Here is a 22,514-nt window from a genome sequence, read left to right on the forward strand (position 1 = left end):
GATCAGTAGACCGCCTAATGAGATCGTGGGGAAGGCTTAGGCGTGCATCTGTTCGTCGGTGGCCGAGCGACGGCCTCCGTACGAGGTGACCAATGCGTCAGAGACGGCCGCCGCGTCTGCGTCGGCTACGTCCGCCGGGTACTCCGGCAGAAGGTCGTCCCAGACCGGCAGCCACGACCCATACAGCTGGGCGTGACCCTCGGGCCGAGCGAAGAACCAGATGTGCAGGTGTGCAGCTCCGTCCCCGATCCGGTAGACGTGGGCTCGGGAGATATGCGGAAGTGCCTGCACATGGCGAACGATGTGAGTGGTGAGCACCCCGAGTTCGGCGGCCATTTCGTCCGGCAGATCCGCCAAGTCGTAGTGGTCTCGGGAGTACAGCATCAGCACCAGAGGCACACCGACGCCCGTGACCCGGGTCAGTCGCCATCGTTCGTTGAACCAGATGCCTTCGTCTCGGGCGCGGCAGAGGTCGCAGTTCGCCGGGTCCTCTCCGTGCCGTTCCGGCTCGGGCAGAACGGGCGGGCGCAACGGCGTGACGCGAAGTCCCTCAGGTTCGAACGGGCTTATCTCCCAGCTGGTCATCCGCGCCAACGGAAGCCGAAGCTCACCATCCGCGGCCGCACGTGCGTGGTCGTAGAACTCATCAGGTCGCAAAGCCATGATCGGAGACTAACCTGGCCCATAGGCGCCCTGACCGTGCCAGACGCGTGCCAGATCGTGCGAACATGCTGGAACACCGGGAGCCAAGCCACTTTGGGGCCGTGTACAGCCCGCACAGTCTGACATCAGCGGTTGACATCAACGCCGCCGGACGACGACGGACCGACTCAGCCGCAGACGGACCGAGAATCGCCCACAACGATGCGTCTGGGCAGGTGGCAGGTCACGGTGATCGAACTCCTAAAGCGGTGCTCACGCACGAGCGCCCTTCCGGGCCGTCCTCGGGCCGGGGAAGGGCGCTCGATGGTGACCAACGTCGACAGGTGCCGACAGCTCGGCAGCAGGTCCGAGCGTTGATCGAGTAGGCAGCCGCAGGTCACGGCCGCCGGTGATCAGTTGCGGCTGTAGAGAACGGCCGCAGGTGCGCCCCCTGGCGACCACCACCACACGTGACAAACCCAAGCCACACCCCCAGGGCACAACGAGGGCACAACAGCTCCGCGCAGGTTCAACGACAACCAACGCCAGCAAACTCCGTTTGGCCTGGTCAGCGCCGTAGCTTGACAGTCCCCCCACCCCATGCACGAAGAGGCGGCACCCCCGCACAGGGTGTCGCCCCTTCTCTTTCGTGCTCCGGAGCCGCCGCCGATCGGTGAGGGTCGGGGACCGGCGGCGGCTCCGGGGTTCGTGCGGCCCGCAGGGCCTAGCGGTGGTCGCTGCCCGTCGACTGGGTCGCCGCGCGGCCGGCCTCCAGGCGGGCCACCGGGATGCGGAACGGGGAGCAGGAGACGTAGTCCAGACCCACCTCGTGGAAGAAGTGGACCGACTCCGGGTCACCGCCGTGCTCGCCGCAGACACCGAGCTTGAGGTCGGGGCGGGTACGACGGCCCGCCTCCGCCGCCGCCTTCACCAGGGATCCGACGCCGTCCTTGTCGATCGTCTCGAACGGGCTGACGCCGAAGATGCCCTTCTCCAGGTACGCCGTGAAGAACGAGGCCTCCACGTCGTCGCGGCTGAAGCCCCACACCGTCTGGGTCAGGTCGTTCGTGCCGAAGGAGAAGAACTGCGCCGCCTCCGCGATCTGGCCGGCCGTCAGCGCGGCGCGCGGCAGCTCGATCATCGTGCCGATCGCCAGCTTGAGCGCCGTACCGGTCGCCGCCTCGACCTCCGCGATGACCTGGTCCGCCTCCTCGCGGACGATCTCCAGTTCCTGCACCGTGCCGACGAGCGGGATCATGATCTCGGCACGCGGGTCGCCCTTGGCGGCCTTGCGCTCGGCCGCGGCCTCGGCGATGGCGCGGACCTGCATGGTGAACAGGCCGGGGATGACCAGGCCGAGGCGGACACCGCGCAGGCCCAGCATGGGGTTCTGCTCGTGCAGCCGGTGCACGGCCTGGAGCAGGCGCAGGTCGTTCTCGTGCGGCTCCTGGCGGGACTCGGCCAGGGCCACGCGCACGGAGAGTTCGGTGATGTCGGGCAGGAACTCGTGCAGCGGCGGGTCCAGGAGACGGACCGTCACCGGCAGGCCGTCCATCGCCTCGAACAGCTCGACGAAGTCCTTCTTCTGGAGCGGCAGCAGCTCCGACAGGGCGGCCTCGCGCTCCTCCTCGGTGTCGGCGAGGATCAGCTTCTCGACCATCTCGCGGCGCTCGCCGAGGAACATGTGCTCCGTGCGGCACAGGCCGATGCCCTGGGCGCCGAAGCGGCGCGCCCGCAGCGCGTCCTCGGCGTTGTCGGCGTTGGCGCGCACCCGCAGCCGGCGCTTGCGGTCGGCGAAGGCCATCATGCGGTGGACCGCCTCGACCAGCTCGTCGGCGTCGTCGGCGCCCGGGTGCATCCGGCCCTCGAAGTACTCCACCACCGGGGACGGGACGACCGGGACCTCACCGAGGTAGACCTTGCCGCTGGAGCCGTCGATGGAGATGACGTCGCCCTCCTCCACGACGTGCCCGCCGGGGACCGTCATGCGGCGGCGCTTGGTGTCGACCTCCAGCTCCTCGGCGCCGCAGACACAGGTCTTGCCCATGCCGCGCGCGACGACGGCCGCGTGGGAGGTCTTGCCGCCGCGCGAGGTGAGGATGCCCTCGGCGGCGATCATGCCGTCCAGGTCGTCGGGGTTGGTCTCCCGGCGGACCAGGATGACCTTCTCGCCCGAGCGGGACCACTTCACGGCCGTGTACGAGTCGAAGACCGCCTTGCCGACCGCCGCGCCCGGCGAGGCCGCGATGCCCCGGCCGACCTGCTCGCTCCTGGCCTCGTCGTCGAACCGCGGGAACATCAGCTGCGCCAGCTGGGCGCCGGTGACGCGCTGCAGCGCCTCCGTCTCGTCGATCAGGCCCTGGTCGACGAGCTGGGTGGCGATACGGAAGGCGGCACCGGCGGTGCGCTTGCCGACGCGGGTCTGGAGCATCCAGAGCTGGCCGCGCTCGATGGTGAACTCGATGTCGCAGAGATCCTTGTAGTGGTTCTCCAGGGTCTCCATGATCTGCATGAGCTGGTCGTACGACTTCTTGTCGATCTGCTCCAGCTCCGCCAGCGCGACGGTGTTGCGGATGCCCGCCACGACGTCCTCGCCCTGAGCGTTCTGCAGGTAGTCGCCGTAGACGCCCTGGTGGCCGGAGGCGGGGTCGCGGGTGAAGGCCACGCCGGTGCCGGAGTCGGGCCCGAGGTTGCCGAACACCATGGAGCAGACGTTGACGGCCGTGCCCAGGTCGTGCGGGATGCGCTCCTGCCGGCGGTACAGCTTCGCGCGGTCGCCGTTCCACGAGTCGAAGACCGCCTTGATGGCGAGGTCCATCTGCTCGCGCGGGTCCTGCGGGAAGTCCCGGCCGGCCTCCTTCTTGACGATCTTCTTGAAGGCGGTGACCAGCTTCTTGAGGTCCGCCGCGTCCAGATCGGTGTCGACCGTGACCTTCTTGGCGTCCTTGGCCTTCTCGAGGACCTCCTCGAAGAGGTCGCCGTCGACGCCGAGGACGGTCTTGCCGAACATCTGGATGAGGCGGCGGTAGGAGTCCCACGCGAAGCGGTCGTCGCCGGCCTGCTTGGCCAGGCCCTGCACCGACTTGTCGGAGAGGCCGATGTTCAGGACGGTGTCCATCATGCCGGGCATGGAGAACTTGGCACCGGAGCGGACCGAGACGAGCAGGGGGTCGTCGGCCTGGCCGAGCTTCTTGCCCATCTTCTGCTCGAGGGCGTCGAGGTGCGCACTCACCTCGTCACGCAGTGCCGCGGGCTCCTCACCGCTGTCCAGGTAGACCTTGCAGGCCTCCGTGGTGATGGTGAAGCCGGGAGGGACCGGGAGACCCAGGTTGGTCATCTCGGCGAGGTTGGCACCCTTGCCGCCGAGGAGGTCCTTGAGGTCCTTGTTGCCCTCGGTGAAGTCGTAAACGAACTTCGCTACGTGGGGTTCTTTGTTTTCCGACACGGGTCTCGACTCCTTGAGGCCACGGTGGCTGCCCTGACGGCGAGGAACATACCCAGATCGAAGGTCCGTGGGTACGTCTACTTGCGCGTCATACGCCCGTAACCACCCGTCCGCCAGCGGATCGAAAGTCAAGGCTTGGCAAGCCACGGGGCGCCGATGTTTTCACTTCTTGAACGCACACGTCTTCCTCGGGGCCGTTTCCCGCTCGCATGAGCGGGGTCAAGCACGATTGAGTTCGATCGATGAACGATCAGGAGGTGGCACCCAGTGCCACCCTTTGGAGAAGTGCAGTCGCTCTTGATCCGCTCGTTTGAGCGCAACCCTTATCAAAGGTGGCGAGAATCACGCTGTCACAGCGCCCCGGATTTCACCATGCGGACGTGCTCCGGGACCGGCCGGGAACGCGGACCACACCCGTCACAGGACCGCTGGAGGCCTGTGACCGGCGCCGTCACACGCCCATCGCCGTGAGCCGCTCCTCCGCCCGGGCCGGCGCGTACAGATGCTCCACGACCAGGGCGCCCGCTCCGATGAGCGCGGCCCGCTCGCCGAGCCGGGAGGTGACGACGTCCAGGTGGGCCGTGGAGCGGGGCAGCGCCCGCTGGTAGAGCAGTTCCCGCACACCGGTGAGGAAGGAGGTCCCGGCCAGGTCGCCCGCGATCATCAGCACGCCCGGGTTCAGCAGGGTCACCACCGTCGCCAGCACGTCACCGACCCGGCGCCCGGCCTCCCGGGCCAGCGCGGCGGCCTGCGGGTGCCCGGCGGCCAGCAGGTCCCGCACGTCCGAGCCGGAGGAAGCCGGCACGCCCGACTCGGCCAGCCGGCGGGCCACGGCACCGCCGCTGGCGACGGCGGCCAGGCAGCCGTGCGAGCCGCACCGGCACAGCGCGTCCGCGCCGACCCTGATGTGCCCGATGTCGCCCGCGCCGCCGTCGGCGCCGCGGTAGAGCGAGCCGTCGACCACGACCCCGGCGCCGATCCCGGTCGACACCTTGACCAGCACGAACGCCCGGCAGTCCGGATACCCGGCGCGCTGCTCGCCGTAGGCCATGAGGTTGGCATCGTTGTCCACGAGGACCGGCACGGCCGGGGCGCCGGTGTGCTCGGTGAAGGCGCGGGACAGGCGGCCTCTTATGTCGTAGCCGTCCCAGCCGGGCATGATCGGGGGCTGGACGACCCGGCCGGTCTCGCCGTCCACCGGGCCGGGCACCGCGAGCCCGATCCCGCAGACTCCCGCCGCCGGACGCCCGGACTTCTCCAGCAACCCGGCGAACCGGCGCCCGAGCTCCCCGAGCACCGTCTCCGGCCCGTCCTCGATCGCCAGCGCGCCGGCGTGCTCGGCCAGGATCTCGCCGGTCAGGGTGAGCACGGCCGCGCGGGCGTGCCGGGTGTCGAGGTCGGCGACGAGGACCACGGCGTGGGAGTCGTCGAACTCCAGGGTGACGGCGGGGCGGCCGCCCAGCGGTGAGCCGACCGGGCCGCCGGCGCCCTCGCGCAGCCAACCCGCCCGGAACAGCCGGTCCAGGCGCTGGCCGACGGTGGCCCGGGACAGTCCGGTCGCCTGCTGGAGCGCACCGCGGGTCACGGCCCGTCCGCTGCGCACCAGTTCGAGCAGATCGCCGGCACCCGCCTGGCTCCCGCTCCTGCCGGTCCTGCCCGGACGTCCGGTCATGCGCGCCCCCTTGTGCTTCTCAACCCTGCGCTACATATTGGGTTTTGCTTGTTAAATAGACGTAACCCGACGGTGTCCGCAGCCAAACCCCGGCCGGACGTCCTATTCTCCGGGGAGCCCCGAGTGGACCGCACCGCCCAGCTCAGCGCCCGGCCCGCGCAGCCCGGGACCGCCTGCGGCCCCCCGCTGTCCGGCACGTCCCTGCACCGCAGGGCGGCCCGGGTGCTCGACGCGAACTGGACGGGCCGCTCCACGGTCCCCTCCCGGAGCCTGTATCCGCACCAGTGGTCGTGGGACTCGGCGTTCATCGCGATCGGCCTGCGGCACGTGTCGCCGCTGCGGGCGCAGACCGAGCTGGAGACCCTGCTGGCGGCCCAGTGGGCCGACGGCCGCGTCCCGCACATCGTCTTCAACCCCTCCGTACCGCTCGGCGCCTATTTCCCCGGCCCCGACTTCTGGCGCTCCGGCACCGCGGGCCGCGGCGCGGGCGCTCCGCGCACCGTACAGACGTCCGGCATCGTGCAGCCACCGGTGCACGCCCTGGCCGCCTGGCTGGTGCACCAGGCCGACCCCGGCCTGTCCCGGGCCCGGGGCTTCCTCGCCCGGGTCCACCCCCGGCTGGCCGCCTGGCACCGGTACCTGCTGCACCGGCGCGACCTGGGCGGCGGCGGGCTGGTGTCCGTGGTCCACCCCTGGGAGCAGGGCATGGACAACAGCCCCTGCTGGGACGCCCCGCTCGCCCGCGTCACCCCGGCCCCGGCCCACTCCTTCCGCCGTGCCGACCTCGACCACGGCGCGGCCGCCGGCCGGCCGACGGACCTGGACTACGGGCGGTACGTGCGGCTGGCGGCCGACTACCGGGACGCGGGATACGCGGACGAGCCGGGCGGGGCGGCGGCGAGTGCGGGCGGGACGGCGGCGAGCGCAGGCGTGGCGGACAGGACGGCGGCGGGCGCGGACGGGACGGCGGCGAGCGCAGGCGTGGCGGACGGGACGGCGGCGGGCGCGGACGGGACGGCGGCGGGCACGGCCCTGCCGGACGGGACGGCGGCGGGCAGGACGGCCGCGGTCGCGGCGGACGGGACGGCGGACCCCGCCGCGGCAGGCGGAGCAGCGGGCACTGCCGTGGCCGGCAGGGTGACGGCCGGCAGAGCGGCCGCCGGCACGGTGGCGGCCGGCAGGACGTCGGCCGGGGGCGGCGGTGGCCCGCGGACGTGTGCGTTCGCCGTCGAGGACCCGGCGTTCAACGCGCTCCTCATCGCCTCCGAGCACGCGCTGGCGCGGATCGCCGAGGAACTGGGCGCGTCCGGCACCGCCCGGCGCGCGCGGGCCGCGCGGCTGACGACGGCGCTGGTGGAGCGGCTGTGGGAGCCGGCGGCCGGCATCTTCCTGTGCCGGGACCTGCACGGCGAGGGGCTGATCGGCGAGCGCGGCGTCGGCGGACTGGTCCCGCTGCTGCTGCCGGACCTGCCCCCGGACATCGCCGCCGCCCTCGTCCGCACCGTCCAGGGGCCCCACTTCTCGGTCGGCGACCGCGCCCTGCTCGTCCCCAGCTACGACCTCCTCGGTGAGGCCTTCGACCCGCACCGGTACTGGCGCGGCCCCGCCTGGTTCAACACCGCCTGGCTGCTGGAGCGCGGGCTGCGCACGCACGGCGAGCGGGAGCGGGCCGACGCCCTGCGCGAGGCGGTGCTGGACCTCGCCGGCGGCACCGGTTTCGCGGAGTACGTCGATCCGTGCACGGGTGAGGCCTGCGGCGCGGCCGGCTTCAGCTGGACGGCCGCCCTGGCGCTCGATCTGCTGCACCGGCGGCCTGCACCGCGAGAGCGTCAAACACTGGACAAGAGCCCCCAAAAGGGCGTGTCCCGCACGGGCACCGGCACGTTCGGCAGGAGTGACGAAGGAGGGGACCGGGGATGACGGACCGGCATCATCTGCTCGTGCACGGGGCGACGTTCGCCGCCGTGGGCGACCGGGGCGACATCAGCGGAGTGCGGGGCGGCGGCTCCCCGGACGGGTTGTTCGTACGGGACGCCCGGCACCTCAGCCGCTGGCAGCTCACCGTCGACGGCGCGGTTCCGGAGGTGCTCAGCCCGGTGGCCGACGGGGACGCGACGCGCTGCGTGCTGGTCCCGCGCGGCGGCCGGCTGGATCCGCCGGCGCACACCCTCTTCCGGGAACAGGCCGTCTGCGACAGCGCGTTCGTCGAGTCGCTGCGGGTGACGAGCAACCGCCCGGCGCCCACCACCATCCGGCTCGCCCTCACCGTCGACGCCGACTTCTCCGACCAGTTCGAACTGCGCGCCGACCACCGCACCTACGTCAAGCCCGGCGCCCTGCGCTCCCGGCAAGTCCTCGCGGACGGAATCGAGTTCACCTACCGGCGCGCCGAGTGGCGGTCCTGCACGACCATCACGGCCGATCCGGCGCCCGACGCCGTGGAGGAGACGGGCACCGGCGCCCGCCGCCTGGTGTGGTCCCTCGACCTGGCGGCGCACGGCGCGACGACGCTGCTGCTGCGGGTGATCGCCCGCCCGCACGGCGAGAAGCGGGCCCTGCGCGTGCCGCGCGATCCGGCCGCCGTGCGCGAGCAACGGCTGGCCCGGGAGGGTGAGTTCGCCGAGGGCGTGGCCTTCCCGGCCGGCTGGCCGGAGCTGGCGGCGGCCTGCGCGCAGGGACTGGCCGACCTGGCCGTGCTGCAGGTGCCGGCCACCGGGCCGGACGGCGAGGAGCTGAGCGTGCCGGCCGCGGGCGCCCCGTGGTTCCTCACGCTGCTGGGCCGGGACGCCCTGCTCACCTCGCTGTTCGCGCTGCCGTACCGCCCGGGGATGGCCGCCGCCACCCTCCTGGCGCTCGCCGCGGCCCAGGCCACCGGCGCGGGCCGGGCCCCGGCCGCCCAGCCGGGAAAGATCGTGCACGAGGTGCGGCACGGCGAGCTGGCGCACTTCGGGCAGGTGCCGTACGGGCGCTACTACGGCTCGGTCGACGCCACCCCGCTGTTCCTTATCCTGCTCGGCGCGTACGTCGAGCGGACGGGGGACACGGCCCTGGCCCGCCGTCTGGAGCCGCACGCACGCGCCGCGGTCGGCTGGATGCTCGACCACGGCGGCCTCACCTCGCGCGGCTACCTCGTCCACCGTGCCGACGAGGGCGGCCTTGCCAACCAGAACTGGAAGGACTCCCCCGGCGCGATCTGCTGCGCCGACGGCACCCGGCCCAGCGGGGCGGTGATGGCGGCGGGCGCCCAGGGCTACGCGTACGACGCGCTGCGGCGCACGGCCTGGGTGGCGCGCACGGGGTGGGCCGACCGGACGTACGCGGCGCTGCTCGAGCAGACGGCGGCCGATCTGCGGGACCGCTTCCAGCGGGAGTTCTGGATGCGGGAGCACTCCTTCCCGGCGCTCGCGCTGGACGGCGAGGGCCGCCGGATCGACGCGCTGGCCTCCGACGCCGGGCATCTGCTGTGGTCGGGGCTGCTGGACAAGGAGTACGGCGAGGTGGTGGGCCGGCGGCTGCTCGAACCGGACTTCTTCTCCGGCTGGGGCGTGCGCACGCTCGCCGCGGGGCAGCCGGCGTACCACCCGCTCTCCCGCCACCGCGGCTCGGTCTGGCCGCACGACAACGCGCTGATCACGCTGGGGCTGGCCCGCTACGGGCTGCACGACGAGGCCCGTACGGTCGCCCACGCGCTGGTCGGGGCGGCGACGGCGGCGGGCCATCGGCTGCCCGGGGTGCTGGCGGGGTACGGCCGCGACACCCACCCCGAGCCGGTGCCCTCCTCGCACGCCTGCGTCCGGGACTCCCGCTCGGCCGCGGCACCACTGGCCCTGCTGACGGCGGTGGGCGGAGCGTAGGAGGACACGCCGGGAGGCACTCCGCACCCCGCCTTCCCCCGCGCGGTTCCTCGCGGTCGTGGCCCCGGAGTCCCCCGCTCCCCCTCCAAATCGCTCGGGGCGCCGGGGTTTGCCCGGTGTTTGCCGAGGGCCGTGAACGGGGGTCTGGCGGGAGCCGTACGGGACTGCATCACGGGTCTCGCACGGAAGGACCTCCGGGTTGTCTCAGCACACGGGCACACGCCAGTCATCGCTCACGGCCGGAAAGGCCGACGGTGACACCCCGGAAGACACGCGACAACAGGAGCCCGAGGCATCGGGGAACGTCCCCGGGGAGGCCCGCACCGGCACCCTGGGGCTCTTCCGGCGCTCCTGGGCCGCGTGGTCGGCGCGGATACGGAGCCGGCGGGAGCGGCATCCCACGGCGGCCCGGGTCCTCTCGCTCACCGTCACCGTGCTCGCCGCGGTGCTCGTGCTCGCCGCGCTCGTGCTGCCGAACACCGTCGCGGGGCTCGGGCCGGCCAAGTTCGTGCGCCTGCCGGGGGAAGCCGTCATCGGGGCCGCCGTGCTGCTCGCGCTGCCGCGCCGGCCCCGCGTGGTGCTGGCGGCGGTGTCCGGGGTGGTGCTCGGGGCCATGACCGTGCTGAACCTGCTCGACATGGGCTTCAACCAGTACCTCGGCCGCAGCTTCAACGTCATCCTCGACTGGGAGCTGTTCGGCGACGCGCGGTCGTACCTGGAGGACTCCCTCGGCCGGGGCGCCACCCTCGCCGCCGTGGCCGGTGTGATCACCCTGGTCCTGCTGCTGCTCGTGCTGCCGGCGCTGTCCATGGTCCGCCTCGCCGAGCTGCTCGCCCGGCACCCCGCCACCGCGACCCGGGGCACGCTGATCGCCGGGGTCGTCTGGATCACCTGCTCGTCGCTCGGCCTGCAGCCGGCCGGGGTGCCGATCGCGTCCGCCCGCACCGCCGAGGCGCTGAAGATCCAGGCCCGCCGGGTGTCGAGCACCCTGAAGGACGAGGCGGAGTTCCGGAAGGTGGCCCGGGTCGACGCCTTCGGCAACACCCCGGGCAGCCAGCTGGTCCCGGATCTGCGCGGCAAGGACGTCGTCTTCACGTTCATCGAGAGCTACGGCCGCAGCGCGATCGAGGATCCCCTCATGGCGCCCGGCGTCGACCGGACCCTCGCCGCCCGGACCCGGGCGCTGGACAAGGCGGGGTTCCACGCCAGGAGCGGCTGGCTGACCTCGGCCACCTACGGCGGCAGCAGCTGGCTCGGGCACTCCACCACCATGTCGGGCCTGTGGATCAGCAACCAGCAGCGCTACCGCACCGTCATGGCCAGCGACCACCTGAGCCTGACGGAGGCGTTCAAGAAGACCGGCGCGTTCGACACGGTCGGCGTCATGCCGGGCGTGCAGAAGGGGTGGCCGGAGCAGAAGTGGTACGGCCTGGACAAGGTCTACAACGCCTTCCAGCTCGGCTACCGGGGCCCGAAGTTCAGCTGGTCGACCATGCCCGACCAGTACGCGCTGCAGCAGTACCAGGAGCGGGTGCACAGCAAGCCGCCGACCGCCGGCAGGTCGCGGATGTCGCTGCTCATCCTGACCTCCAGCCATCAGCCCTGGGCGCCCATCCCCAAGGCGGTCGGCTGGGACCAGCTCGGCGACGGCTCGGTCTTCAAGGACATCCAGGCGGCGGGCGCCAAGCCGGCCGACGTCATCGCCGACACGACCAGGTCCCGTCAGGAGTACGGCAAGTCGATCCAGTACTCGGTGACCGCGCTGACCGAGTGGCTGGAACGCTACGGCTCCAAGGACACCGTGCTGGTCTTCCTCGGCGACCACCAGCCCAACGCCCGCGTCAGCGGCAACCACGCCAGCCGTGACGTGCCGGTCTCGATCGTCGCCAAGGACCCCAGGATGCTGGACAAGGTGGCCGGCTGGGGCTGGACGGACGGCCTGCGGCCCGCCCACGACGCCCCGGTCTGGAAGATGAGCGCCTTCCGGGACCGCTTCCTGACCGCGTTCGGCTCGACACCGCACCCCAGGAAGGGCTGATCAGCCACCCGACGTGTCGAGTTCCGCGTCCTCGCCCACGCCCGCGCAGTCGTAGGGGTCCTTCAGCCAGCCGTCCGGCAGGACGACCCGGTTGTTGCCCGACGTACGGCCGCGCGGGCCGTCGGCGCCGGCCGGCCACGGCTGGTCCAGGTCCAGTTCGTCGAGACCGGCCCGCAGTTCCCGGAGCGAGGACGTGATCGCGAGCCGCTTGCGCATCTCGGAGCCGACCGCGAAGCCCTTCAGGTACCAGGCGACGTGCTTGCGGAAGTCGACCACGCCCTTGGTCTCGTCGCCGAGCCACTCCCCGAGCAGCGTGGCGTGCCGCACCATGACGTCGGCCACCTCGCGGAGGGCGGGACGGGCGACGTCCTGCGGGCGCCCCTCGAACGCCGCCACCAGGTCGGCGAACAGCCACGGCCGCCCCAGGCAGCCGCGGCCCACGACCACCCCGTCGCACCCGGTCTCCGCCACCATCCGCAGCGCGTCCCCGGCCGACCAGATGTCGCCGTTGCCGAGGACGGGGATCTCCGGGACGTGCTCCTTCAGGCGGGCGATGGCGTCCCAGTCGGCGGTGCCGCCGTAGTGCTGGGCGGCGGTACGGCCGTGCAGGGCGATGGCCGTGACCCCTTCCTCCACGGCGATCCGGCCGGCGTCGAGGAAGGTGATGTGGTCGTCGTCGATGCCCTTGCGCATCTTCATGGTCACCGGCAGGTCGCCGGCGCCCGAGACCGCCTCGCGCAGGATCGCCCGCAGCAGGTTGCGCTTGTAGGGAAGGGCCGAGCCACCGCCCTTGCGCGTGACCTTCGGAACGGGGCAGCCGAAGTTCAGGTCGATGTGGTCGGCCAGGTCCTCCTCCGCGATCATGCGGACGGCCTTGCCGACGGTCGCCGGGTCGACGCCGTACAGCTGGATCGAGCGGGGCCGCTCGCTGGCGTCGAACCGGATCAGCTGCATGGTCTTCTCGTTGCGCTCGACCAGCGCCCGGGTCGTGATCATCTCGCTGACGAACAGGCCCTTGCCGCCGCTGAACTCCCGGCACAGGGTGCGGAAGGGCGCGTTGGTGATCCCGGCCATGGGTGCGAGCACGACGGGCGGCGCCACGGCGTGCGGGCCGATGGAGAGCGGGTGGGTCATCGCGGGGCTCCGGGACGGTGTACGGCACAGGGCAAGCACCCATTGTCCCTCACCGCGCGGACCACTCTTCCGCCCGCTCCCCCGGCCGGTCCTCGCCCACCCCGCTCCGTCACCGGCCGGCGTGCCCGGCCCAGGCCGCCGGGACTACCCGGCCCGCGGTCGCCCTCGGTACGGGGGCGGGACGGAACGGCAGGTAACAGCGCATATCGGTCCGGCAAGTTGATGTACTGCTCATTAGTTAGACGCACTATCGAAATCCGCGTACGATTCCTACCATGCATGACTTGAGCCACCGTCGACGTCTGCTCGTGCTCGCGATCTGCTGCATGAGCCTGCTGATCGTGAGCCTCGACAACACCGTGCTGAACGTCGCGCTGCCCTCCCTGCAACGCGACCTGCACGCGGACACCTCCGGCCTGCAGTGGACGATCGACGCCTACACGCTCGTCCTGGCCTCCCTGCTGATGCTCTCCGGCTCGACGGCCGACCGCATCGGCCGCAAGAAGGTCTTCATGGCCGGCCTGGTGATCTTCTCCGCCGGCTCGCTGCTCTGCTCCCTGGCGCCCAGCCTGGAACTGCTCGTGGTGTTCCGGATGATGCAGGCGGTGGGCGGCTCGATGCTCAACCCGGTCGCGATGTCGATCATCACCAACACCTTCACGGACACCCGGGAGCGCGCCCGCGCGATAGGCGTGTGGGGTGCGGTGGTCGGCATATCCATGGCGGCGGGCCCGCTGGTCGGCGGCCTGCTGGTGCAGTCCGTGAGCTGGCGCTCGATCTTCTGGGTCAACCTCCCGGTCGGCCTCGCGGCCCTCCTCCTCACCCTCCGCTTCGTCCCCGAGTCCCGCGCGCCCAAGGCGCGTCGCCCCGACCCGGTCGGCCAGCTGCTGGTGATCGCCCTGTTCGGCTCGCTGACGTACGCGATCATCGAGGCGCCGGGCGCGGGCCCGGCCACCTCGGCCCCGTTCGCCGCGATCGCTCTGGCCGCCCTGCTGGCGCTGCTGTGGTACGAGCCCCGGCGCGCCGAACCCCTCGTCGACCTGCACTTCTTCCGCTCCGCGCCGTTCAGCGGGGCGACCGTGATCGCGGTCAGCGCCTTCGCCGCGCTGGGCGGCTTCCTCTTCCTGTCGACCCTGTACCTGCAGAACGTGCGCGGCCTGGACGCCCTGCACGCCGGCCTGTGGATGCTGCCGATGGCCACGCCGACGTTCCTGTGCGCCCCGCTGTCCGGCCGGCTGGTCGGCACCCGGGGCCCGCGTCTGCCGCTGCTGGTGGCGGGCACGGCGCTGACGGTGAGCGGCGTGCTGTTCGCGGTCTTCGACGCGGAGACGTCGAACACCACCCTCGTGGTCGGTTACGTCCTGTTCGGCATCGGCTTCGGCTTCGTCAACGCGCCGATCACCAACACGGCCGTGTCGGGCATGCCGCGCGCCCAGGCCGGGGTCGCCGCCGCGGTCGCCTCCACGAGCAGGCAGCTGGGCCAGACCCTCGGCGTCGCGGTGGTCGGCGCCGTCCTGGCGTCCGGCATCGGCTCGTCCCCGTACCGGCACGCGTTCGTCTCGGCTGCCCGCCCCGGCTGGTGGATCCTCGCCGCGTGCGGCCTGGCCGTGCTCGTCCTCGGCCTGTTCACCACCGGCCGCTGGGCCCGCCGCACGGCCGAGCGGACGGCCGGCCTGCTCCAGTCGCCGGAAGTCCGCCGGCCCGTGGAAGCCTCCCACGGCGCCTGAGCACGGGCCCTCGGCGCACGCCCCGACCACCGGCCCTCGGCGCACGCCCCGACCACCGGCCCTCGGCGCGCACCCTGACCACCGGCCCTCGGCGCACGCCCCGACCACGGGCCCTCGGCGCGCACCCTGACCACCGGACCTCGGCGCGCCTGGCCCCCCGGTCACCGCCGCGCCCGGCCGCCGGCTCCCGCCGTCCCGCCGTCCCGCCCGGAGCCGGTCAGCCACCCCGTGCCACCTCGTACAGCTTCTCCAGCCGCCGCCGGGTCTCCTCGTCCACCGGGGTGTACGTGACCATGCGGGCGCCCTGCTCGGGCCCCAGCCACAGGTCGGTGTGCTCCAGGGTGAGCCGGCCCACGTGGGGGTTGCGGAACTCCCTGGTCCGGGAGCGGGTGCCGACCACCTCGTGGCGCCGCCAGTTCTCCCGGAACGCCGGGCACTCCTGCAGCCGCTCCAGGAGCTTCCTCCAGGCGGGCTCGCCGAGATGACCGGCCAGGTCGGCCCGCAGCCGGGCGGCCATCAGCCGCTGGGTCTCCTCCAGGTGGACGACCGCCGCCTGGCACTCCGGGTCCGTGTACACCAGGAGCAGGCAGTTGCGGTCCTCGGGCGGGAGCGCGTCCAGGTCGCTCAGCAGCCGGCCGTAGGTGCGGTTGTAGGCGAGGACGTCGTACCGGCTGTTCTGGATGCAGGCCGGGAGGGGCTCCAGCCGGCGCAGCATCTCGCGCAGCGCGGGCGTCACGTTCGGGGTGTCGGCGGCCGGCTCCGGGTCCGTGGCGCCGGCCAGCCGGAAGAGGTGGGCGCGCTCGCCGGGGTCCAGCCGCAGGGTGCGCGCGAGGGCGTCGACGACCTGCGCGGAGACCTGTATGTCGCGGGCCTGTTCGATCCAGGTGTACCAGGTGACACCGACCGCGGAGAGCTGGGCGACCTCCTCCCGGCGCAGCCCGGGGGTCCGGCGCCGGGCGCCGCGCGGGAGGCCCACCTGCTCCGGGGCGAGCCGCTCACGGCGGCTGCGCAGGAAGGCGGCCAGTTCGTGCCGGCGGATCTGGGAGCCGCGGCCGTTCGACCGCGCGGCGCTCTCCCGGGCCATGGTCGTCATGCGTCCAGGGTGCCGGGACCGTCACCCCGTTTCCAGGTGCTCCCCCGGTATCCGGGTAGTTCTTCTACCAGGATCAAGACACTCTGGCAGCGGAGCTGGACGGGGACTCAAGCTCGGGGGATGAGCGAACCCGTCACCACGGCCGTCCGTCCGGTGGCAGCGCCGTCCGCGCTCGGCGGGCTCGGCCTGTTCACCGTGCTGCTGGCCGCTTCGCTGCCGTTGGTCGACTTCTTCATCATCAACGTCGCCCTGCCGACCGTCGGCTCCGATCTGGACGCGGGCGAGGCCGTGCTGGAGCTGGTCGTCGCCGGATACGGGGTCGCCTACGCGGTGCTGCTCGTGCTCGGCGGGCGGCTCGGGGACTCGTTCGGGCGGCGCCGGCTGTTCCTCGGTGGGATGGCCGCCTTCGGGCTCACCTCTCTGGTGTGCGGGCTCGCGCCCACCGCCTGGACCCTGGTCGTGGCCAGGGTCGCGCAGGGCGCCTCGGCCGCGGCGATGCTGCCCCAGGTGCTGGCCACCATCCAGGCGACCACCACCGGAGCGCGCCGGGCGAAGGCCATGAGCCTGTTCGGCGCCACCGCCGGGCTCTCGATGGTGGCGGGGCAGGTCCTCGGCGGTGTGCTCGTCGCCGCCGACATCGCCGGGACCGGCTGGCGGGCGGTCTTCCTGGTGAACGTGCCCGTGGTCGTCGCCGGGCTGGCGCTCGCCGTCCGGCTCGTGCCCGAGACCCGCTCGCAGCGTCCGGAGCCCGTCGACGGGCCCGGCACGGTGCTGCTCGCGCTGTCCCTGCTGACGCTGCTCGTCCCGCTCACCGAGGGCCGGGCGGCGGGCTGGCCCCTGTGGACGTGGCTGTCGCTGGCGGCCTTCCCGTTCGCCGCGGCCGCGTTCTGGGCGGTGGAGCGGCGGGCGGACCGGGCGGGGCGGACTCCGCTGGTGCCGCCGAGTCTGCTGGCGCTCGTCTCGCTGCGGCGCGGGCTGGCGCTGATGCTGCCGTTCGCCGTCGGCTTCAGCGGGTTCATGTTCGTGATCGCGCTGGCGCTGCAGCGGGGGGCCGGTCTCGCCCCGGTGCCGGCCGGGCTCGCGCTCGCGCCGATGGCCGTGGTGCACCTGCTGGTCTCGCTCGCGGGTCCCCGGCTGATCAGGCGGTACGGCACCCGGGTGGTGACCGCCGGCGCCGCGGTGCAGGGCGCGGGCATCCTGCTGATCGTGCTGGCCGCCTGGCGCACCTGGCCGCATCCGGACTTCTGGTCGCTGCTGCCGGGCACCGCCCTGGCCGGTGCCGGACAGGCGCTGCAACTGCCCAATCTGCTGTGGATCGTGATGTCCGAGGTGCCCGCCGAGCGGGCCGGCGTCGGCAGCGGTGTGATGGTCACCACCCAGCAGTCCGCGCTGGCCCTGGGCGTGGCCACGCTCGGCACGCTGTTCCTGGTCCTGGTGCCGCATCTGGGCGTGCGGGACGCGCTGGTCACGACGCTGCTGGTGCAGGTCGGCGGGATCGTGCTGACGGGTCTGCTCAGCCTGCGGCTGCCCCGCGAGGTCGGCTGAGCCGAGGGCACGCCTCGGCCAACTCGGTGTGAAGCCACCCCCGTCGGCGCCGGTCCTGGCGCACACTCCTTGCCATCGGGTCGCCGGACCCGCGAGCGGGGAGGCGCCATGCCAGGGGCAACACCACCAGCAAGGTCAGCAGATGGGACGGGCACGGCCGCGAGCACGTCGTCCGGGTGCAGCGCACGGGTGTGCAGCGCACGATCAGGTGCGACACCTGCGGCTGGCGGCGGGGCGCGCAGTTCCTGCCGTGGCTGAAGGCGGAGGAGCACCTGGCCGAGGCCCACCAGGCGACGGTCGACCCGGCGGCGGCCCGGCAACCGTCCCGCTGAGGATGCGGCGCGCCGCCCGCCTGCTGACCTGGGCTCTTGTGCGGGGCGGGCGGGCTCCGGGCTGTCCCGAGTGGCCGCTCGCGGGCGCCGGGCCCAGCCTGGGAGAGGTCCATCCGAGCGACAGGAGGCGCGTATGACCTCGGTACTCCGCCACCGCTCCAGCCGTGTGCTGGGCGCCGGCGCTCTGTCGGTGGCACTGTTCTGCGGCGGGACGGCCGGTGCCGTCGCCGCCGGCAGCGCGTCGAGCCCGGGCGACAGCTCCGGCTCGATCACCGTCAAGGCCGACAAGTCGACGGTGAAGGCCGGCGACAAGGTGCGCTTCACCGGCCGCACCAAGGGCCTCAAGATCGGCACCCCGCTGGTGCTCCAGCACGAGAAGTCCGGCAAGTGGACGAGCCTGAAGGCCACCGCCAAGGTCAGGAACGGCAGCTCGTACGTCCTGGTCGGCAAGTTGAACACCAAGGGCACGGAACATCTGCGGATCGCGGCCGGAAAGGTGCACTCCCCGACGGTCACCGTGAAGGTGAAGTGAGCCCCCGTATCAGCAGGTCCACCACGGCCGTGAACTCCTCGTCGATGCCGGGGGCGGTCCACTCCCGGGCGTAGCAGGGGTCGTGGAAGCGGCCGGTGGCGTGGAAGACGGCCCGGGCCGCGGCGGCCGGGTCGGGCGCCAGGAAGGTGCCCGACCCGGTCCCGTCCGCGATGATCCGGGTCAGCTGCGCGGTCAGGTCGGCGAGGTGCTCGCCGACGACCGTGCCGTTCTCGCCGGCCAGCACCGTGTACGTGGCGAACAGTTCGGGGTCGTCGCCCGCCTTGTGCCGCTTGGCCTCGAAGAGGGCCGCGAGCCAGGCCCGCAGCCGCTCCTCGGGGGCGTCGCCGGCCTCGGTGATCCCGGCGAGCCGCCGTGAGGTGCGGTCCAGCCAGCGTTTGGTGACCGCCTCCCGCAGCGCCGCCTTGGTCCGGAAGTGCCGGTAGACGCTGCCGTGGCTGACGCCGAGCGCGCGGGCCACGTCGACCACGGTGGCCTTGGCCGGCCCGTGGCGGCGCAGCACCTCCTCGGTCGCCTCGAGGATGCGCTCGGCGGTCAGGGTCTCGGTGGTCGGTGCCATGTCCTAGACGGTACCGGGCGGCGGGTTCAGCGCTCGCTGTCGAGCATGGCCATCTGGGCGGGGGCGTACCGCTCGCCGGCCGCCGCGTCCGCCGGTACGGCGGCCTCGACGGCGTCGAGGTCGGCCGCGTCCAGGGTGACGTCCAGGGCGCCCAGGGCCTCGCCGAGCCGTTCCCGGGTGCGTGCGCCGACGAGCGGCACGATGTCCTCCCCGCGGGAGAGCACCCAGGCGATGGCGATCTGCGCGACCGTGGCGCCCTTCTGCTCGGCGATCTTGCGCAGGGACTCGACGAGGGTGAGGTTGTGCTGGAGGTTCTCGCCCTGGAAGCGCGGCGACTGGGCGCGGAAGTCGTGCGCGGCGAACTTCTGGCCGGCCGTGAGGTGGCCGGAGATCAGGCCGCGGGAGAGGACGCCGTAGGCGGTGACGGCGATGCCCAGCTCGCGGAGGGTGGGCAGGATCTCCCGCTCGGGACCGCGGGAGATGAGCGCGTACTCGATCTGGAGGTCGGCGATCGGGGCGGTGGCGGCGGCCCGGCGGATGGTGTCGGGGCCGACCTCGCTGAGCCCGATGTGCCGGACGTACCCCTTCTCGACCAGTTCGGCGATCGCGCCGACGGTCTCCTCGATCGGCACGTCGGGGTCGAGCCGGGCGGGGCGGTAGACGTCGATGTGGTCGACGCCGAGGCGCTGGAGGGAGTACGCGGCGAAGGTCTTCACCGCGGCCGGGCTCCCGTCGAAGCCGTACCAGGCTCCGTCCGGGCCGCGCTGGGCGCCGAACTTCACGCTGAGCAGCGCGTTCTCGCGCAGGGCGGCCGGGGCGGTGCGCAGTGCCTCGGCGACCAGCAGTTCGTTGTGGCCCATGCCGTAGAAGTCGCCGGTGTCGAGCAGGGTCACGCCGGCGTCCAGGGCGGCGTGGATGGTGGCGATGGACTCGGCGCGGTCCGACTCGCCGTACATGCCGGACATGCCCATGCAGCCGAGGCCGAGGGGGAAGACCCGGGGGCCGGTGGTGCCGAGGTCTCGGGTTCGTGTCGTCATGCCTCCACCCTGCCATGACAGCTGACAGATTTCAATATCTGTCATTCCATCTTCGTCAGCGGCCGTATCGCCGACCGCGCCGATTGGTCCAGACCTATTGACGAGAGGTCTGGACCAGAGCACTGTCATGCCTACGACACCTCGCGATCCCCCACCGGGAGGCCCGATGCTCCGCCGCACCCTGCGTCTGCTCACCGCCGCCCTCGCCACGGCCGTCCTCACCCCGCTGGCGATCGCCGCCGCGCCCAGCGCCTCCGCCGCCGACACCTGCGCGGTGAAGCCGCGCCCGGCCGGCAAGGTGCTCCAGGGCTACTGGGAGAACTGGGACGGCTCCGCCAACGGCGTCCACCCGCCCTTCGGCTGGACGCCGATCACCGACTCCCGCATCCCCGCGCACGGCTACAACGTGATCAACGCCGCCTTCCCGGTGATCCGTTCGGACGGCACGGCCCTGTGGGAGGACGGCATGGACTCCGGCGTGAAGGTGGCCACGCCCGCGGAGATGTGCCAGGCCAAGGCGTCCGGCCAGACGATCCTGCTGTCCATCGGCGGGGCGGCGGCCGGCATCGACCTGTCGTCCTCGGCCGTCGCCGACCGCTTCGTGGCGACCATCGTGCCGATCCTGAAGAAGTACAACTTCGACGGCATCGACATCGACATCGAGACGGGCCTGACGGGCAGCGGGAACATCACCCAGCTCTCCGCGTCCCAGGCCAACCTGGTCCGCATCATCGACGGGATCCTGGCCAGGATGCCGTCGGGCTTCGGCCTGACGATGGCCCCGGAGACCGCGTACGTCACCGGCGGCAGCGTCACCTACGGCTCGATCTGGGGCGCGTATCTGCCGATCGTCAAGAAGTACGCGGACAACGGCCGCCTGTGGTGGCTGAACATGCAGTACTACAACGGCAGCATGTACGGCTGCTCCGGCGACTCCTACTCGGCCGGCACGGTAGAGGGCTTCACCGCCCAGACCGACTGCCTGAACAAGGGCCTGGTGGTGCAGGGCACGACGATCAAGGTGCCCTACGACAGGCAGGTCCCGGGCCTGCCCGCCCAGTCGGGCGCGGGCGGCGGCTACATGTCACCGTCCCTCGTCTCCCAGGCCTGGAAGCACTACGGCACCTCGCTCAAGGGCCTGATGACCTGGTCGGTCAACTGGGACGGCGCGAAGAACTGGACGTTCGGCGACAACGTCAGGGCGCTGCAGGGCCGTTGAGCCGGCCGCCCGGCGCTCCCGGCGGCGTTCCGGTGGACCGCCGCCGGGAGGGTCCGGGGGCCGGCGGAAAACAGCCCACCCACCGGCCGATCGAGGCGGCCGGTGGGTGGGCGGAGGCCGTGAGGCCCGGGGAGAGGCTCCCCGGGCCGGCGGGTGCGGCGAGGGTCAGCAGCCGACGAGGCGCTGCGCCAGGTAGCCCTCGATCTGGTCGAGGGACACCCGCTCCTGCTTCATCGAGTCGCGCTCGCGCACGGTGACGGCGTTGTCCTCGAGCGTGTCGAAGTCGACGGTCACGCAGAACGGCGTACCGATCTCGTCCTGGCGGCGGTAGCGGCGGCCGATGGCGCCGGCGTCGTCGAACTCGATGTTCCAGTTCTGCCGCAGCGCCTGGGCGAGGCCCTTGGCCTTCGGGGACAGCTCCGGGTTGCGGGACAGCGGCAGGACGGCCACCTTCACCGGGGCCAGGCGGTGGTCCAGGCGCAGCACGGTGCGCTTCTCCATCTTGCCCTTGGCGTTGGGCGCCTCGTCCTCGACGTAGGCGTCGAGCAGGAACGCCAGCATCGCGCGGCCGACACCGGCCGCGGGCTCGATGACGTACGGCGTCCAGCGCTCGCCGGCCTCCTGGTCGAAGTAGGAGAGGTCCTGGCCGGAGGCCTTGGAGTGGGCGCCGAGGTCATAGTCGGTGCGGTTGGCGACACCCTCGAGCTCGCCCCACTCGCTGCCGCCGAACTGGAAGCGGTACTCGATGTCGGCGGTGCGCTTGGAGTAGTGGGAGAGCTTCTCCTTCGGGTGCTCGTACCACCGCATGTTCTCCGTGCGCAGGCCCAGGCCGGTGTACCAGTTCCAGCGCTGCTCCATCCAGTACTCCTGCCACTTCTCGTCCTCGCCCGGCTTGACGAAGAACTCCATCTCCATCTGCTCGAACTCGCGGGTGCGGAAGATGAAGTTGCCGGGCGTGATCTCGTTGCGGAAGGACTTGCCCATCTGCGCGATGCCGAACGGCGGCTTGCGGCGCGAGGTGGTCTGCACCTGGCCGAAGTTGGTGAAGATGCCCTGGGCGGTCTCGGGGCGCAGGTAGGCGACGGAGCCGGAGTCCTGGGTGGGGCCGAGGTGCGTCGACAGCAGGCCGGAGAACTGCTTGGGCTCGGTGAACTGACCCTTGTTGCCGCAGTTCGGGCAGTTGACGTCCGCCAGGCCGTTCGCCGGGGCGTGGCCCTTCTTCTCCTCGTAGGCCTCTTCCAGGTGGTCCGCGCGGAACCGCTTGTGGCACGAGGTGCACTCGGTCAGCGGGTCCGTGAACGTGGCGACGTGACCGGAGGCGACCCAGACCTCGGGGGCCAGGATGACGGACGAGTCGATACCGACGACGTCCTCGCGCGACGTCACCATGTAGCGCCACCACTGGCGCTTGATGTTCTCCTTGAGCTCGACACCCAGCGGTCCGTAGTCCCAGGCGGCACGCTGTCCGCCGTAGATCTCACTGCACGGGAAAACGAAGCCACGGCGCTTGCTCAGGCTGACGATGGTGTCGATCTTGTCGGCGGCCACGGTGCTCTCTTCATTACGACGACGGGCGTTGAAGCGAGATGCTTCCAGCGAATGATTCAGGTTACCGGCGCAGGCTCCCCCACGACCAAATCGGCCCCTGCTTACAGCGTCTCACGAGG

16 protein-coding genes are annotated in these 22,514 nt (G+C 72.2%); 8 read left to right on the plus strand and 8 right to left on the minus strand.

Annotated features, from left to right (window positions below; translation table 11 throughout):
- Positions 1-36: 36 nt before the first annotated feature.
- The 3 genes from ABVB68_RS06790 to ABVB68_RS06800 form a co-directional block, all read right to left on the minus strand.
- On the minus strand, positions 37-663 hold the full coding sequence (locus tag ABVB68_RS06790) for a hypothetical protein (protein ID WP_353599946.1): 627 nt from the start codon (positions 661-663) through the stop codon (positions 37-39).
- Positions 664-1,366: 703 nt separating this feature from the next.
- On the minus strand, positions 1,367-4,087 hold the full coding sequence (ppdK, locus tag ABVB68_RS06795) for a pyruvate, phosphate dikinase (protein WP_353599947.1): 2,721 nt from the start codon (positions 4,085-4,087) through the stop codon (positions 1,367-1,369).
- Positions 4,088-4,538: 451 nt separating this feature from the next.
- Positions 4,539-5,759, minus strand: a complete 1,221-nt coding sequence (locus ABVB68_RS06800; protein WP_353599948.1) for an ROK family transcriptional regulator — start codon at positions 5,757-5,759, stop codon at positions 4,539-4,541.
- A 123-nt stretch (positions 5,760-5,882) separates the two neighbouring features.
- Between ABVB68_RS06800 and ABVB68_RS06805 the strand changes: the two genes are divergently transcribed.
- From ABVB68_RS06805 to ABVB68_RS06815, 3 genes are all read left to right on the plus strand, one after another.
- Positions 5,883-7,679, plus strand: a complete 1,797-nt coding sequence (locus ABVB68_RS06805; RefSeq protein ID WP_353599949.1) for an MGH1-like glycoside hydrolase domain-containing protein — start codon at positions 5,883-5,885, stop codon at positions 7,677-7,679.
- Positions 7,676-9,613 (plus strand): amylo-alpha-1,6-glucosidase, encoded by a 1,938-nt coding sequence (locus tag ABVB68_RS06810; RefSeq protein ID WP_353599950.1) that lies wholly within the window; start codon positions 7,676-7,678, stop codon positions 9,611-9,613. The genes ABVB68_RS06805 and ABVB68_RS06810 overlap by 4 nt, the downstream gene beginning before the upstream one ends.
- Positions 9,614-9,944: 331 nt before the next feature.
- On the plus strand, positions 9,945-11,651 hold the full coding sequence (locus tag ABVB68_RS06815; protein ID WP_503006031.1) for an LTA synthase family protein: 1,707 nt from the start codon (positions 9,945-9,947) through the stop codon (positions 11,649-11,651).
- Here the strand turns inward: ABVB68_RS06815 and dusB are convergent, their stop codons facing one another.
- Complete coding sequence (dusB, locus tag ABVB68_RS06820; RefSeq protein ID WP_353599951.1) at positions 11,652-12,785, minus strand: tRNA dihydrouridine synthase DusB; 1,134 nt, start codon at positions 12,783-12,785, stop codon at positions 11,652-11,654.
- A 275-nt stretch (positions 12,786-13,060) separates the two neighbouring features.
- Between dusB and ABVB68_RS06825 the strand changes: the two genes are divergently transcribed.
- Complete coding sequence (locus ABVB68_RS06825; RefSeq protein WP_353599952.1) at positions 13,061-14,512, plus strand: MFS transporter; 1,452 nt, start codon at positions 13,061-13,063, stop codon at positions 14,510-14,512.
- Positions 14,513-14,729: 217 nt separating this feature from the next.
- Here ABVB68_RS06825 and ABVB68_RS06830 read toward each other — a convergent pair whose 3' ends face one another.
- On the minus strand, positions 14,730-15,605 hold the full coding sequence (locus ABVB68_RS06830) for a helix-turn-helix transcriptional regulator (protein WP_353599953.1): 876 nt from the start codon (positions 15,603-15,605) through the stop codon (positions 14,730-14,732).
- Positions 15,606-15,725: 120 nt separating this feature from the next.
- On the opposite strand from ABVB68_RS06830, the gene ABVB68_RS06835 reads away from it, so the two are divergent.
- The 3 genes from ABVB68_RS06835 (at position 15,726) to ABVB68_RS06845 (ending at position 18,014) form a co-directional block, all read left to right on the plus strand.
- Positions 15,726-17,150 carry an MFS transporter gene (locus tag ABVB68_RS06835; RefSeq protein WP_353599954.1) on the plus strand — a complete coding sequence of 475 codons (1,425 nt, stop codon included), beginning with the start codon at positions 15,726-15,728 and terminating at the stop codon, positions 17,148-17,150.
- 74 nt (positions 17,151-17,224) lie between these two features.
- Positions 17,225-17,482 carry a hypothetical protein gene (locus ABVB68_RS06840; RefSeq protein WP_353600050.1) on the plus strand — a complete coding sequence of 86 codons (258 nt, stop codon included), beginning with the start codon at positions 17,225-17,227 and terminating at the stop codon, positions 17,480-17,482.
- A 133-nt stretch (positions 17,483-17,615) separates the two neighbouring features.
- Positions 17,616-18,014 (plus strand): hypothetical protein, encoded by a 399-nt coding sequence (locus tag ABVB68_RS06845; protein ID WP_353599955.1) that lies wholly within the window; start codon positions 17,616-17,618, stop codon positions 18,012-18,014.
- On the opposite strand, the gene ABVB68_RS06850 is transcribed toward ABVB68_RS06845, so the two are convergent.
- The gene (locus ABVB68_RS06850) at positions 17,995-18,591 is read right to left on the minus strand and encodes a TetR/AcrR family transcriptional regulator (protein ID WP_353599956.1); all 597 of its coding nucleotides are present in this window, start codon (positions 18,589-18,591) and stop codon (positions 17,995-17,997) included. The two genes, ABVB68_RS06845 and ABVB68_RS06850, sit on opposite strands and share 20 nt — an antisense overlap.
- Positions 18,592-18,617: 26 nt before the next feature.
- Complete coding sequence (locus ABVB68_RS06855; protein WP_353599957.1) at positions 18,618-19,628, minus strand: aldo/keto reductase; 1,011 nt, start codon at positions 19,626-19,628, stop codon at positions 18,618-18,620.
- Between the two features lie 166 nt (positions 19,629-19,794).
- On the opposite strand from ABVB68_RS06855, the gene ABVB68_RS06860 reads away from it, so the two are divergent.
- On the plus strand, positions 19,795-20,847 hold the full coding sequence (locus ABVB68_RS06860; RefSeq protein WP_353599958.1) for a chitinase: 1,053 nt from the start codon (positions 19,795-19,797) through the stop codon (positions 20,845-20,847).
- 165 nt (positions 20,848-21,012) lie between these two features.
- Here the strand turns inward: ABVB68_RS06860 and ABVB68_RS06865 are convergent, their stop codons facing one another.
- Entirely contained in the window at positions 21,013-22,395 is a 1,383-nt protein-coding gene (locus ABVB68_RS06865) for a glycine--tRNA ligase (protein WP_353599959.1), read from the minus strand.
- Between the last annotated feature and the right edge of the window lie 119 nt (positions 22,396-22,514).

The organism is Streptomyces sp. NPDC096012, from assembly GCF_040426375.1.
Lineage (GTDB): Bacteria > Actinomycetota > Actinomycetes > Streptomycetales > Streptomycetaceae > Streptomyces.

Coding starts and splice junctions, on each gene's coding strand:
- ABVB68_RS06790 (WP_353599946.1), bottom strand. CDS start 663: ATGGCTTTGCGACCTGATGAGTTCTACGACCACGCACGTGCGGCCGCG.
- ABVB68_RS06800 (WP_353599948.1), bottom strand. CDS start 5,759: ATGACCGGACGTCCGGGCAGGACCGGCAGGAGCGGGAGCCAGGCGGGT.
- ABVB68_RS06810 (WP_353599950.1), top strand. CDS start 7,676: ATGACGGACCGGCATCATCTGCTCGTGCACGGGGCGACGTTCGCCGCC.
- dusB (WP_353599951.1), bottom strand. CDS start 12,785: ATGACCCACCCGCTCTCCATCGGCCCGCACGCCGTGGCGCCGCCCGTC.
- ABVB68_RS06825 (WP_353599952.1), top strand. CDS start 13,061: ATGCATGACTTGAGCCACCGTCGACGTCTGCTCGTGCTCGCGATCTGC.
- ABVB68_RS06830 (WP_353599953.1), bottom strand. CDS start 15,605: ATGACGACCATGGCCCGGGAGAGCGCCGCGCGGTCGAACGGCCGCGGC.
- ABVB68_RS06835 (WP_353599954.1), top strand. CDS start 15,726: ATGAGCGAACCCGTCACCACGGCCGTCCGTCCGGTGGCAGCGCCGTCC.
- ABVB68_RS06845 (WP_353599955.1), top strand. CDS start 17,616: ATGACCTCGGTACTCCGCCACCGCTCCAGCCGTGTGCTGGGCGCCGGC.
- ABVB68_RS06850 (WP_353599956.1), bottom strand. CDS start 18,591: ATGGCACCGACCACCGAGACCCTGACCGCCGAGCGCATCCTCGAGGCG.
- ABVB68_RS06855 (WP_353599957.1), bottom strand. CDS start 19,628: ATGACGACACGAACCCGAGACCTCGGCACCACCGGCCCCCGGGTCTTC.
- ABVB68_RS06860 (WP_353599958.1), top strand. CDS start 19,795: ATGCTCCGCCGCACCCTGCGTCTGCTCACCGCCGCCCTCGCCACGGCC.